This window comes from Chitinophaga qingshengii (assembly GCF_014529935.1).
Classification (GTDB): domain Bacteria; phylum Bacteroidota; class Bacteroidia; order Chitinophagales; family Chitinophagaceae; genus Chitinophaga; species Chitinophaga qingshengii.
The window spans coordinates 983,660-997,246 of the sequence record NZ_JACVFC010000001.1; the positions used below are offsets into that span (position 1 = coordinate 983,660).

A 13,587-nucleotide genomic window follows, 5' to 3' on the forward strand; every position below is an offset into this window, starting at 1 on the left:
CTATGGCACCACTCAAAGCAATCCATCACCGGCCCGCCGCCATCGATATGGGCGACCTGTTCCGGAAAATGCTCTTCCACTGGCCTTTATACCTGCTGGCTATCGCACTGGCCGCAGCGGCAGGATGGGCCTACCTCCGGTATACCCCCCCTTCTTATATGTCATCGGCACGCCTGTACATCAAAGACGAGAAAAAAACAGGCGGTGAGGAAACAGACGTATTAAAATCCCTATCCCTGTTTAATAGTGGCAAAAACATGGAAAATGAAATGGAACTATTGCACTCCCCCATCCTGCTGCAACGTGTCATTAGCATCAACCATTTCAATATCCGGTATTTTACGCCACAGCACCTGCAGGATAAAGAATGGTACCCACAGGCACCGGTGCTCATGAAAATACTGAGCGACAGCTCCCGTACCGGTAACTACACCTTCGATGTCACTACCAACAAACAACCATTCGATATAAAAATACATACCGGTAAAAATAAACCGGTCCTTCACGTAAGCGTAGCCGCTAACATCCCGTTTGTAGTGGGCAGAGATACCTTCTCCCTGCAACAAACCCCGCTATCAGCGATGAACGCCGGTCCCTGCCGCATCGAGGTAGATTCCGCCATAGAACAAAGCTACAAATCAGTGGACGATATCACCACAGCCCTGGTCAACCGCGACGCTACCGTGATCGCTATCACCTACAAAGATGCCCTGGCCCGGCGAAGCGCCGATTTCCTCAACGCCCTGCTGGATGAATACAACGACTATACCCTGAGCGATAAAAATAAAGCCGGCATTAAAACGATCCATTTCCTCAACGCCCGGATCGATTCCTTAAAAGAAGAACTAGGCCTGCTGGAAAAAACAGAAGAAGAATTCAAGGTACAACGTGGTATCACCGACATTGATGCCAGCTCCGACCTTGCCCTCGAACAGATAAAAGATGCTGACATTAAACTCAATGAAGCCAACCTTCAACTGGCCGTAATGGACCAGGTAGAACAATATATCAACAACCCCGATAACCGTTATCCTTTCACTCCGGTTACCGGCAGCGTGGACCAGACCCTCACGGGAATGATCAATCGTTATGAAGAAGCCCTGGGGGAACAACGGAAATTGTCGCTCTCCGTACAACCTTCCAATTTCCTCATGGAAAACCTCAGCGACCAGGTGGATGCCGCACGTAATACCATCCGCAACTATATCAGCGGATACCGCCGCAATGCAAACGTGGCCCAACAAGCCACACAACAAAAGGTAAATGCCATACAAGACCAAATAGCCAATATACCGGCTTATGCACGCGAATATATCAATATTAAAAGGCAACAAAGTGTAAAGGAAAACCTCTACCTCTTTCTGCTGAAGAAAAAGGAAGAAGCCTCTGTTACCAACGCCAGCAATGTGATCGACAATAAAGTAATTGCACCGGCTTTTGTACCTGAAAAACCAGTATCCCCCAAAAAACCGATGGTGCTGATCAGCTTCATGGTACTCGCCATCGTGGCAGTGAGCATCTATGTGTACATCAAGTATTTCCTCAATCCACGCATCCTCAGCCGTAAAGAGGTTGAACAAATATTTAACCTGCCGGTGATCGCGGAGATTTTTCAGCATACGGAAGGCACACGTGACTTTTCCCTCAAAAACCACCATATATTGACTGAACAAATTTTTAATCTCCGTACCAATCTCCGCTTTCTCCTGGCAGATCATAAAGGTCCCGCTACCGTGATGCTCACCTCCAGCATCTCCGGAGAAGGTAAAACCTTCCTGTCGGCACACCTAGCCAATTCACTCACCGTTAACAATAAAAAGGTAGTGCTGCTGGAAATGGACCTGCGCAAGCCGAAGCTCTCCGCCTTCTTCGGCCTGGATCATAAGACCGGCATCACCAACTACCTCCTGGGTAATAAGTCCATGGATGAAATCATACGCGAGGTACCCAATACCAGCAACCTGTACCTCGTATCGGCCGGACCGATTCCGCCTAATCCGATAGAACTTATCGAAAGTCCGCGGATGGCTGGTTTGCTGGCAGAGCTCAAAAACAGGTTCGATTATATCGTCATCGACACCTCCCCGGTAGGCGTTGTATCAGATGCGAAGAGTATTGCCTCCTATGTGGACTGTACCCTGTTCACTATCCGGTACAACTACACCCATAAAGCGAGACTGATCGCCCTGGAAGAGAGTATGCGGGAAACAGTCTTCCGGAAAAAAGGACTCATTTTCAATGGCATCGTACAAGACACTTTTTATCCATACTACTATTACGGCAGATATTCGTACAACGAACAAAAGAGCCGTAAGAGCAACTGGGCGACCATCTTCAAAAAAACAGCGAAACGAATTGCGTAGCGTATTTGAAAACAGCAGCTGGCTGCTGATCGATAAAATCAGTAAGCTCTTCCCGGGCATACTGGTGCTGGCCTTACTGGCCAGGCACCTGGGCCCCCGTGTATTTGGTATCTGGAACTACACCATTGCTTTCAGCGCCATAATGGGCAGCATCGCCATACTGGGCATGGACAAGCTGGTGATAAAGGAACTGATGGCCAATGAGGAAGAGCCCTCCCGTATCGTGAGCACCATAGCGTTTATGCGCCTGGTTGCAGCCCTGCTATGCGTAGGTATCAGCATTTTCCTGGTGCACCTGATGAATCCCGACCCGGTATACCTGCTGTGTATCAGCTTTACCTCTTTCACCGTAATATTTCAGTCGTTTGATGTGATGGACGGCTTTTACCAGGTCAGCAACAGCCTGAAAACAGTGATCGTACCCAAGGTGATGGTCTTCCTGCTGTTTTGTATTTTTAAATGTATCGCCATATTTTATGATGCCCCCCTGCGCACCTTCCTCTGGCTGTCCCTGCTGGAGCTGGCCACCACCTACGCCTGGATACTGGGAAGGTATACGTTGCACCATGCGCCGTTATCACTGCGGCAGGTAAGTTTCCATATGGCGCGGCGCCTGCTGGGCAACAGCTGGATGCTCATTATGGCTAACCTCCTGGTAGTGTTGTTTATGAAAGTTGACAACGTCCTGCTGAATATATTGTCCACCCCGGAAGAACTAGGCAACTACGTAGTGGCGGTACGTATCTCTGAATTATGGTATGCCCTGCCTACCGTAGTATCCACCGCCATGTTACCGATGTTGTTCAGGAAGAAGGAAGAAGACAAGGCAGCCTACCTGCATGCCCTGGGCCGATGGCTGCGCATCTCCTGTCTCATCAGTGTATTGCTGGCGATCGTGATCAGCCTGTCAGCCGGCATGCTTATGCAATTGCTTTACGGCGCGGCCTACGCTACCGCCGCCGGTATTCTCCGCATCCATATCTGGTCTGCCATACCGGTGTTTATGATGATGGTAATGGTACAATATCTTTTTGTGGAAGGAAAATACAAGTTATACTTCTATAGCAATATGATGAGTCTTGCGCTAAACATCGTCATCAACCTTGTACTCATTCCACGCATGGGTGGCAAAGGCGCCGCTATTGCCACCGTAGCAGCCTACTTCGGCGTGTATATCATGATGGTCGCGCAAGACAAAAGTAAACAGGCCTGGCTACTAACACGTAAGCTGATACATCCTGCCAGTATATATGGCGATGCAACAGATATCCGTCATACGCTGCGCAAATCATGGAATAACTATTTACTGCCCGGTTCCCATAAATCAATTACCCATGAATAAGGTAAAAAATATAATCAAAAAACTCCTGTCCTCCCTTTTTCCCCGCATCCGCTACAGTGTGGTGGCCTATAGTGCCGAAGGTGAAGACCTGATCCTCAAACGGCTCTTTGAGAAAAAGAAAAAAGGCGTATATGTGGATGTAGGCGCTCATCACCCTTTCCGGTTTTCCAATACCTATCTTTTTTACCGGAAAAACTGGCGCGGTATCAATATAGATCCGCAACCCGGTATGCACCTGTTATTCAACAGATACCGGCCCGGCGACATCAATCTGGAAATGGGTGTTTCCGGCATCCCACAGGAACTTACCTACGCTATTTTTAATGAACCGGCGTTGAATACTTTTTCCGCCGAAAAAGTACAGGAATACACGCAAAAACCCTGCTACCAGGTAATTGATCGCAAAAAAGTAAAAACTGCACCATTGGCGGATATACTGGACCGGCACCTGCCACAAGGCACCTCCATTGATTTTATCACTATCGACGCAGAAGGAATGGACCTCGAAGTACTTCGCTCCAACAACTGGGACAAATACCGCCCGTCCTATGTGCTGGTAGAATCACAGCCGTTTGAACTGGAAAAAGAAGGCGATAGTGAGCTGCTCGGTTTCATGCGGGAAATGGGCTATTTCATTTTTGCCAAAACCTACTATACCTATTTCTTCAAAAACAATCGCCTGAAAGGCAATGAATGGTTATGATACAGACGCCCGTTTTGATATTGGTATTTAACCGGCCCGATAAAGCCCGGGAACTAATGTTGCAGCTACGGCAACAGCAACCCGCCATTTTGTACGTCGCGGCTGATGGCCCCCGTGCTGATAAGCCGGAAGAAGCCCTTCAGTGCGAAAGAACGCGGCAGGCGGTGTTATCGGCCATCGACTGGCCCTGTGCAGTAAAAACCTTGTTCCGTCCGCACAACCTCGGTTGCGGCAAGGCAGTGAGCAGCGCCATCAGCTGGTTTTTTGAGAATAATGAAGAAGGAATTATACTGGAAGATGATTGTATGCCCGACCCTACTTTTTTTACTTTTTGTACTGCGATGTTACGGCACTACCGCCATGATTCGGCCGTGATGCATATCAATGGCAGCAACTTTCAGTTTGGCCGGCAACGTGGCGATGCCTCCTATTACTACTCCCGCTTTGCACATATCTGGGGCTGGGCATCCTGGCGCCGTGCATGGCAGCAATACGATTTCACCCTTCAGCGTTACCGGGGCTTTTCAACAGAAGGACTTGGTCCCGCACTGAAACATGATATGCATGCCATTGCTACGCAACGGCTGGACACCTGGGATGTGCAATGGTTCCTCAGCGTTTGGTTTAGCCGCGGATGGACGATCACGCCCAATGTAAGCCTGATCAGGAATACCGGCTACGGTGCCACGTCCACGCATACACTGCGTGAACCTCGCTGGTTTAAAAAAATAGTATATGGCGAGCTGCCCGCTATCACTCATCCTTACGTACGCCGTATCGATGAAGCCGCCGACAGCTACGCCGCCACAGTGATGTTTTCGCCCAGTCTCTGGTATACCACTGTTCGCCGTATTATCAAAGGAAGCCCTGCACTCTTCCGGCTATACGAAAACCTGGTTATACGAAGAAAACTTTTCAACAGGAAAATAACCAAATAAAAAAATAACCAAATAAAACCATAACAACATGGATACCGCTTACCTGGACGTTAAAAGCAGCAATATCCTGGTGGAAATTTTCAGGGAAAGTATGCCCCTGCTGATTGCCGCATGGCTGCTGACGGCCTACCACCGCAGGCGGATCAATGTCCTCGACATGTTGTTATATGCCACCGCCACCGAGGCTTACGCCATGATGGTCATTGGACCTACTTTTAACGCAACCTTCTTTGTATCCCTCTTTCTTACCATTGATCAAATACACCAGGTACTGACCGGCCGTTTGCGTATCCGGCGGGAGTACCTGGTACTGCTGTTGCTACCCCTACTTTCACAGATGATGGTCATGATGCTGAGCCAGCTATATCAGGACCCGTTTTCCCTGAGCGGCAGTATGACGGCCTATTACATCCGGCCTATTTATTTCTATCTTAAAAATTACCTGCCCCTGCTGGCAATTGGCTCCCGTATTCTACAGGAGAGAGATAGCCTGTCGTTTGAAGGAATGCTGCGTACCATAAAAAAAATAGCGCTGTATTCCGCCGGTATCGGGATGTTACAGCTGTTTGTACAGGTAGTGCTACAAAACGATATACTGAGCGAGCTGCTGGGACTACAGCAACGTTATATGCTGGAACAGATCAACGGTCCCATGGGCGTAAGGATACAGGCATTTTTTGCCGAGCCGAAGGTCTTCTGCGCTTTTATATCCCTCACCATCCCGGTATTTTTGCGCGACCGGCAATACAAGGCTGCGATCTGGGTTTTCCTGATGGCGGTACAAACTTCTTCCCAAACATTCTGGATCAATATGCTGTCGGCCCTTATTGTATTCCTGCTGCTGAAACCTATCCGGCTGGTGCGTTTTAAGGCGCTGGCCAGTTTGGGCGTTATCATCGGTATTTTCCTGGGGGTTGCGGCAGCGAAGGATTCCCTGATACAATATTACCTGCAGAACAGGAATGGGGCGATTTCACGGATGTTGCTGGAACGTTCCGTCAGCCGCTACGATACACAGTACTGGCAGCAAGACAACCAGGTACTGGGCATTCCGCTGCAACGCGATATGGAGTTACCGATAGTGGACTTTTTAAAAGATCATCCTTACCTGATATGGACCGGTTATGGACCGGGTAACAGCTCTTTTATACCAGGACACTATTTTTCCGGGCAGCTGCGGTACATGCAACAACTCGAAGGTGTAGGCGGGCATAACCTGAATATGCGCTGGTTTTATATCCTCGCGGAATTTGGCATAGCGGGACTGTTGTTCTTTTTTTGGTTGTTCACACGGGCCGACAGACAACTACCTCCCTTTCAGCGCAACTACCTGGCGTATATAGTCGTCTGCTTTTTTTTCAGCCAGATAGATTTGTTCCTCGTGATCACGGCGATGTTATGTCAGACGGACGTTGCGGAGGAAAGCATAGAGCAACCGGTTTTAACTTAAAAAGATGAAAATATACCTGGACAATATCGTTTTCTCCATTCAACAGGCAGGCGGTGTTTCCGCCTACTGGCACGAACTGCTGAAAGGCGTTTGCCACAGCGGGCTGCCGGTATACCTGCTAAATGTGAATCCGGCGTCCACCAATGTTTTCGAGCGGCAGATACCCTATCAGCAATGGCCTTGTATACAGGAAAGCATCCTGCCGCGGAAAGTCCTGCGTTATCTGCCGCTTCGATGCCGGCTGCCGGCCAGGTCCATTTTTCATGGCGGTTATCTGAGGGTATCCCCGCAAAAAGACGTACTGAACATCCTTACCGTACACGATTTTGCACATGAGCGGAAACTGTCCACCGCCTTTCCCAGGGGGCTTGTCAACATACGGCAGAAAGCCTATGGCATCCGTAAAGCAGACGGTATCATCTGTATCTCCGACAGCACCCGGCGGGAGCTGCTGCATTTTTATCCGCATACTGATCCGGATAAAATCACGGTGATACATCATGGTATCAGCGACGATTTTTTCCCGTATGTACTGCCTGTCCCACCCGGGCTTCGTCCGCCTTTCATACAGCAACCATTTGTGTTATATGTGGGTGGCCGGCATCACTACAAAAATTTTTCCGCCGCGGTAAAAACTGTCGCGCTGTTGCCACCCGAATACCGGCTCGTCGCTGTGGGTGGCGGACCAGCCACCAAAGCGGAAAAAACGCTGCTGCAACAATTTATCCCGGGCCGGTATCAATTATTCCCCGTAGTGAACACCCCCGAACTCAACTACCTGTACAACCAGGCTTTTTGTCTGTTGTATCCTTCCGTATACGAAGGGTTTGGATTTCCGCCGGGAGAAGCCATGAAAGCGGGGTGTCCGGTGGTGGGCTGTCGCTGCACCTCTGTGCCGGAAGTAGTAGGCGATGCGGGACTGCTGACTACCACGCCCGATGCAGCAGCCTTTGCGGCCTGTATCCGCAGCCTGGAATCGGCCCCGCTGCGGCAGGAGCTGGTTGACAAAGGTTACCGGCAGGCAGCGCTGTTCTCCTGGAAAAAAACAATCGCCGCCACTATCCGCTTTTATCATCATTGCTGGAACCATAAATTTTCAGAACATGAATATCCTGTTTAAAATGGCGGATGCCGCCAGAATCATGATCCGGTCGGGAAGGGGGCCCGGCGCCCTCCTGCGGGGTGGCGCGTCCATTGCCTCTACCCAGCTGGTGTACAACTGCAGCCATTATATCCGGTCGCTGCATACGATATTGGACGTGGGCGCCAACATCGGCCAGTTTGCGCTGGCGGTAGCGCATCGCTATCCGCAGGCGCGTATTTATTCCTTTGAGCCAGAACCGGATACCTACCTCCGCCTGCAACAACATACCCGGAAAATACCCGCTATCCGGACGTTCAATTTCGCACTGGGCAGCAGCGATGGCGCGCTCACCTTTTACAGCAACGCCTACTCTCACGCCAGCTCAGCACTACAGGTATCGGCGGAACAGATACTGCTGAAACCTCAGACCGCCCATACCCGTAGTATGGAAGTGCCGGTAAAACAACTCGACCAGCTGCCGGACCTGCCGATGAAAAGCCCTACCCTGCTGAAGCTGGACGTACAGGGATTTGAACAGGAAGTGCTGCGCGGGGCTTCCGCCACCTTACGGCAAATAGACTATCTCTTGTTTGAAACCTCTTTTATTCCGATGTACAATGGAGAACCCCTGTTTGATGAGATGCATCATTTTGTAAAATCGCTTGGATTTGATTTCATAGCACCGGTCGGATTTCTCCAGTCCGACAACCTGCAGATCCTCCAAATGGATCTCTTGTACCAGCGAAGAGATAATTGTTAGAAGAATCGGTACGTGATTAACTAATCGTTTATGCATATCTGATTATGAAAACCGCCCTTAATGTCCCCCTACTGCTCCGGCAACTGGTAGATTGCCTGGTACTTACGACAGCTTATCTGCTGGCTCAGCAGACTGTTGCAGTTTTTCAGCATATTTCCCATAACCCCTTCAATGTTGTTGGCTGGTGCATCAGTCTCACGGCCTGGCTCATCGCCGGGTCATACCTGCACCTGTACGACGATTTCCGCTCCCGCCCCTTTTCCTATGAGTTTATGGCCATCGTTAAAACACTGCTGATGCATTTTTGTATCCTGACGTTTGTCATATTCTACTTCTTCAAACTGTTTTATTCTCCCAGAGCCTTCATTGGCATATACAGCGCCTATATATTCGTTGGTATGATGTTTTCTAAAATCCTGATCAAAAAACTATTTCTCCGTATCAGGATGAAAGGTTACAATATGAAAAACATACTGATCGTAGGCGCCGGGGAAACAGCAATGCACTTCCACAATACCATTGCTTCCAATGATCATTATGGATATCAATGCGTGGGGTTTGTAGATAATACGCCCAATCAATCTATCAATGGTAAATACCTGGGACCTCTTTCTTCGCTCGGGCATATCCTTGAAAATCATGAGATCGACGACGTAGTGCTGGCTATTCCGGAAAGCAGCCGGGAAGAAACGGAAAGCATCATCATTGCCAGTGAGAAAGCGGCCAAAAGGGTGAAGATCATCGCCGATTGTTACCAGCACTGCACCGCTACGGTGAGTATGAGCCTGTTCGGGCATTTCCCGGTCATCACCATTCACTCTTCCCCGCTGGACCATACCGGTAATCAACAGTTCAAACGCCTGTTTGACATCTGTTTCACCCTTTGTCTGCTGATCACCTTTTCCTGGTTATTTATATTGATTGCTATACTGATAAAAATTTCTTCTCCCGGACCTGCTATCTATAAACAGGAGAGATGGGGACTGAAAAATAAAAAACTGACCTTTTATAAGTTCAGGACCATGAAAATGAACAGTGAATGTAACAGCGATGGCACCTTTCAACCTACGCTGCGCAACGACCCACGGGTAACCAGGATCGGTAAGTTTCTGCGGCGTACCAACCTCGACGAACTGCCACAATTTTTCAACGTCTTAAAAGGTGATATGTCTTTCGTCGGCCCGCGGCCACATGTTACTCCCATCCACCTGGAATTGCAGAAAACAGTGCAGCACTATATGCTGCGTCACCTGGTAAAGCCCGGCATCACCGGCTGGGCTCAGGTGAATGGCTGTCGCGGTGAAAGCGAACGGCTGGACCGGCAACAGCAACGTATCAACATGGATATCTGGTATATCGAGAACTACAGTTTCTGGCTCGATTGTCAGATCATTTTTCAAACCATCGTGAATATGATTAAAGGAGATAAAAATGCCTATTGAAATAAAGCCCTCCGGTAAACGTATCCTGATGATCACCACCAACTATGCACCGGAGCCCAATGGCACCGGTAAATACAACGGTGAACTCATCAACTGGCTGGCCGCCAGGGGTTACGACTGTACCGTACTCACCACCTATCCCTATTATCCCGAATGGCAGGTCAGCGCGGCCTACCGTCCTAAAAAGTATTTTTTCTCCCGGGAATATATCGCCGGTGAAAGCAGGCCCGTGCGGGTGTATCGTTGTCCGCATTACGTACCCGCGTTGCCTTCCGGGAAAAAACGGGTGCTGCAGGATTTCAGTTTCAGTCTCGCTGCCTCCGGAAAAATGATGCACCTGTTGCTGCAACGCCGTTACGACGTGGTGATCACCATTGCTCCTTCGTTTCACCTCGGATTACTCGCCGCCGGCTACAAAACGTTGAGGCGTACCCGTTTTATTTACCATGTGCAGGACATGCAGATAGAAGCCGCGCGCAACCTGGGTATGCTGCGTTCTCCGTGGTTATTGCAGCAGCTCTTCCGGCTGGAAAAATTTATTCTCCGGAAGGCAGATGTGGTGTCCTCCATTTCCCCGCAAATGGTGAGCAGTATTGCCGCCAAAGCCAATCGTGATGTACAGCTGTTTCCCAACTGGGTAGACGTCACGCGTTACTTTCCCATAAACAACCGTGCCGCGTTAAAGGAACAATTTGGTTTTCCGGCAGATAGTAAAATAATATTATACTCCGGTGCGCTGGGTGAAAAGCAGGGACTGGAAACCATGCTGGCGGCCGCCCGGCAGCTAAAGCATGATCGCTGTCTGCGTTTTGTGATTTGTGGCGACGGGCCTTACAAACAACAACTGGCAGCGCTGGCGGCCGAATGGGGACTAAAGAATATCTCGTTTCTGCCCTTACAGCCCGCGTCTCGTTTCAACCTGTTCCTGAACATGGCCGACCTGCACCTGGTGATCCAGAAAGGACAGGCCAGCGACCTGGTGATGCCTTCCAAACTGACGACTATACTGGCGGTAGGCGGCGTACCTATTGTAACCGCCAATGAAGGCTCCGGTTTGTACGAGCTGATCAGCAAACACCGTATAGGCATTGCCGTGAAAGCAGATGATGCCACGGCGCTAAGTACCGCGATTGTAAAAGCATTACAGGAAGAAACAGTAGTAATGGCGGAGAATGCCCGTCGCTATGCATTGGAGCAACTGGCCCTCGACGGGATCATGGAACGTTTTGAACGAACGATTTTGCAGGCGCCTTGATGGCCACGATATTCTGGAAAGAAAAAATTTCATAGTGGGCGGGGTTGTATTTACCAAGGGGTTGCAGTCCATCCGGTAATAAACGATAAAAATGATATCCCGGCAGGAGATCGATAATATCTTTAAAAAAGGTGCGGGATATTACATTCATCTCATTAAATTCTATCTGTATCACTTTTACCATACCAGCGGCAATACACTGCCGGGCTCCTTTCAGCACGGGCAATTCATGCCCTTCCGTATCAATTTTCAACAGGGCGATCTCCCTGATTTCCCGGGAATATACAAAATCATCCAGCGTAGTTTGGGTAATAGCCACTTCTTCCGCCACACCATCGTGTAATGTTTCAATTACTTCCCGGTACATGCTGGCATGTTCAGAGCCACCGGCGCCGGAATAATCGTAGATCACGGTATTGGTTTCCTCTTCGCCGGCAGCCATCTTAACGGGTATAAAATCATTTTTGCCGGCGCTGATCTTCAGCTTCTGATAGGCGACCGGATGGGGTTCAAAAGCAAAAATAGGCAGGTGTATATCATATCGCCGCAGCATCTCGGAATAGTTCCCCACATTGGCGCCAATATCGAAGATAACGCCGGAGGCTAACATCCCTTTTCGTTTCAGGTATCGGATAAATGCTCTTTCTCCTGAAACCCGTTCATTTTCGTGGTTTCGGATGCCTAGTCCCCACATGCTGATTTTGTAAACGATGAGGTGCAGGGGATAAAACAATTTTCTAACAAACAAAAAAACGAATAACTGCTTGAAGGCACGATTCACTATGTGCATATGTTTCCGGTATTAAAGGGTAAATATTGCAGTCATTAATACAACATGAAGATACGTCCTTAATAAGGACAAACAGCCATTCATTTTGTTCATTCCCTTATGTAAAAACCGGTCTGATCAACATCAGAAAGGAGTCCTTATTAAACGACAAAACCTTTAAACGGGGTAGTTTAAAGGCTTTGTCGTTTTGTTTCATTTTACGCGGGCTTTCACCGCTCAAACCGTTCCGGATGGAAAGGTTGCAGGTCCATCGATGTTGGTTGGCCAGCGACCAGTTCAGCCACCAGTTTACCGGTAGCTGCACCGAGACTGATACCCAGCATCGAGTGACCGGTGGCAACTGTCACATTGCGATAACGCGACAGGTTGCCGATATAAGGCAGGCCATCGGCGCTGCAGGGACGGTAACCGTACCATACCTGGTCTGCCGGTGGCACTGCCATATCAAAACCGGGGAAGTACCGTTTCACCGAATCGAAGATACCCTGCACGCGCCGCATCCGCGGCGGAGTATGCAACGGGGTGATTTCCATGGTACCACCGAAGCGGATTTTATTGCCATCCATCGGGGAGATAGCCACCCTCGCTTCACTGAGGATGATGGAATGATGCACTTTAAAAGGTGTATTCTCAAAGGTGACGGAATAGCCCCTGCCGCCTACCATAGGGATGTTGAGTCCAAACTGCCGGGCTAAGGCAGTACTCCACACACCGGCGGCCAGTACTACATGGTCCGCTTCATGGGTAGCAGCGCCGGAGCGCACCCCCGTGATCCGGTTACCGGCCGTCACAAAGCCGTTCACCTCCTGCTCCCGCAGGAACTGAACCCCTTTTTTTTCGAGGAAGGTCAACAGGCTGCGCATCAGCAAATTGGGATACAACTGCGAATCGCCGGGAAAATACACCGCGCCCAAAGCCTCCATAGGCATGTCCGGCTCCATTTGCGACAACTGCTCCCTATTCAGCAAGCGGGCTTCTATACCCAATGCAGCCGCTTCTTTGATGGTATCCTGTGCATGATGTGCGTTCTGCTCCGTTTGAAACAGTTCCATCATACCGATAGGCGCGTAGGCGAAATCAAGCCCAGGTACGGCAGCCCATGATTCGTAAAGCTGTTTGCTCAGCAGGGCAATATCACGCAGCGGCACGGCCGAACGCTCCACATGTTGTTTGGTAGCGCTTTTCATGAATTTCAGTCCCCAGTTGACCAGGTCGCGGTTAAGGGAAGGCTGGATATAAAACGGACTGGAGGCATTGAGCATCCATTTAAGTCCCTGCCGGATAATGCCCGGCGTAGCCAGGGGTACAAAATGGCTGGGACAAACATAGCCGGCATTACCATAGGAACAGCCCTGCAGCAGGTCGCCACGGTCAATGACAGTAACGCTGTAACCTGCCTGTTGCAGGTAAAAAGCGCTACCCAGCCCGATAATGCCGCCGCCGATGATGATTACTTTCAT

At 49.7% G+C, this 13,587-nt stretch carries 11 protein-coding genes; 9 read left to right on the forward strand and 2 right to left on the reverse strand.

Annotated features, from left to right (window positions below):
• Nucleotides 1-2 precede the first annotated feature (2 nt).
• The 9 genes from ICL07_RS03435 to ICL07_RS03475 are packed head-to-tail and all read left to right on the forward strand — an operon-like array spanning nt 3 to nt 11,337.
• Nucleotides 3-2,363, forward strand: a complete 2,361-nt coding sequence (locus ICL07_RS03435) for a GumC family protein (RefSeq protein ID WP_188086541.1) — start codon at nt 3-5, stop codon at nt 2,361-2,363.
• Complete coding sequence (locus tag ICL07_RS03440) at nt 2,356-3,705, forward strand: flippase (RefSeq protein WP_188086542.1); 1,350 nt, start codon at nt 2,356-2,358, stop codon at nt 3,703-3,705. The genes ICL07_RS03435 and ICL07_RS03440 overlap by 8 nt, the downstream gene beginning before the upstream one ends.
• Complete coding sequence (locus ICL07_RS03445; RefSeq protein WP_188086543.1) at nt 3,698-4,408, forward strand: FkbM family methyltransferase; 711 nt, start codon at nt 3,698-3,700, stop codon at nt 4,406-4,408. The genes ICL07_RS03440 and ICL07_RS03445 overlap by 8 nt, the downstream gene beginning before the upstream one ends.
• Nucleotides 4,405-5,346, forward strand: a complete 942-nt coding sequence (locus tag ICL07_RS03450; RefSeq protein ID WP_188086544.1) for a nucleotide-diphospho-sugar transferase — start codon at nt 4,405-4,407, stop codon at nt 5,344-5,346. The genes ICL07_RS03445 and ICL07_RS03450 overlap by 4 nt, the downstream gene beginning before the upstream one ends.
• Before the next feature lie 28 nt (nt 5,347-5,374).
• Nucleotides 5,375-6,796 (forward strand): O-antigen ligase family protein, encoded by a 1,422-nt coding sequence (locus tag ICL07_RS03455; protein WP_188086545.1) that lies wholly within the window; start codon nt 5,375-5,377, stop codon nt 6,794-6,796.
• A 4-nt stretch (nt 6,797-6,800) separates the two neighbouring features.
• Nucleotides 6,801-7,916 carry a glycosyltransferase family 4 protein gene (locus ICL07_RS03460; protein ID WP_188086546.1) on the forward strand — a complete coding sequence of 372 codons (1,116 nt, stop codon included), beginning with the start codon at nt 6,801-6,803 and terminating at the stop codon, nt 7,914-7,916.
• Nucleotides 7,900-8,640: an FkbM family methyltransferase gene (locus tag ICL07_RS03465; RefSeq protein WP_188086547.1), complete on the forward strand. Its 741-nt coding sequence runs from the start codon at nt 7,900-7,902 to the stop codon at nt 8,638-8,640. The genes ICL07_RS03460 and ICL07_RS03465 overlap by 17 nt, the downstream gene beginning before the upstream one ends.
• Nucleotides 8,641-8,684: 44 nt before the next feature.
• On the forward strand, nt 8,685-10,082 hold the full coding sequence (locus tag ICL07_RS03470) for an undecaprenyl-phosphate glucose phosphotransferase (protein ID WP_188086548.1): 1,398 nt from the start codon (nt 8,685-8,687) through the stop codon (nt 10,080-10,082).
• Nucleotides 10,072-11,337 carry a WcaI family glycosyltransferase gene (locus ICL07_RS03475; RefSeq protein ID WP_188086549.1) on the forward strand — a complete coding sequence of 422 codons (1,266 nt, stop codon included), beginning with the start codon at nt 10,072-10,074 and terminating at the stop codon, nt 11,335-11,337. The genes ICL07_RS03470 and ICL07_RS03475 overlap by 11 nt, the downstream gene beginning before the upstream one ends.
• Here ICL07_RS03475 and ICL07_RS03480 read toward each other — a convergent pair.
• Nucleotides 11,297-12,127 carry an FkbM family methyltransferase gene (locus tag ICL07_RS03480; RefSeq protein WP_188086550.1) on the reverse strand — a complete coding sequence of 277 codons (831 nt, stop codon included), beginning with the start codon at nt 12,125-12,127 and terminating at the stop codon, nt 11,297-11,299. The two genes, ICL07_RS03475 and ICL07_RS03480, sit on opposite strands and share 41 nt — an antisense overlap.
• Nucleotides 12,128-12,336: 209 nt before the next feature.
• Nucleotides 12,337-13,587, reverse strand: a complete 1,251-nt coding sequence (locus tag ICL07_RS03485) for an NAD(P)/FAD-dependent oxidoreductase (protein WP_188086551.1) — start codon at nt 13,585-13,587, stop codon at nt 12,337-12,339.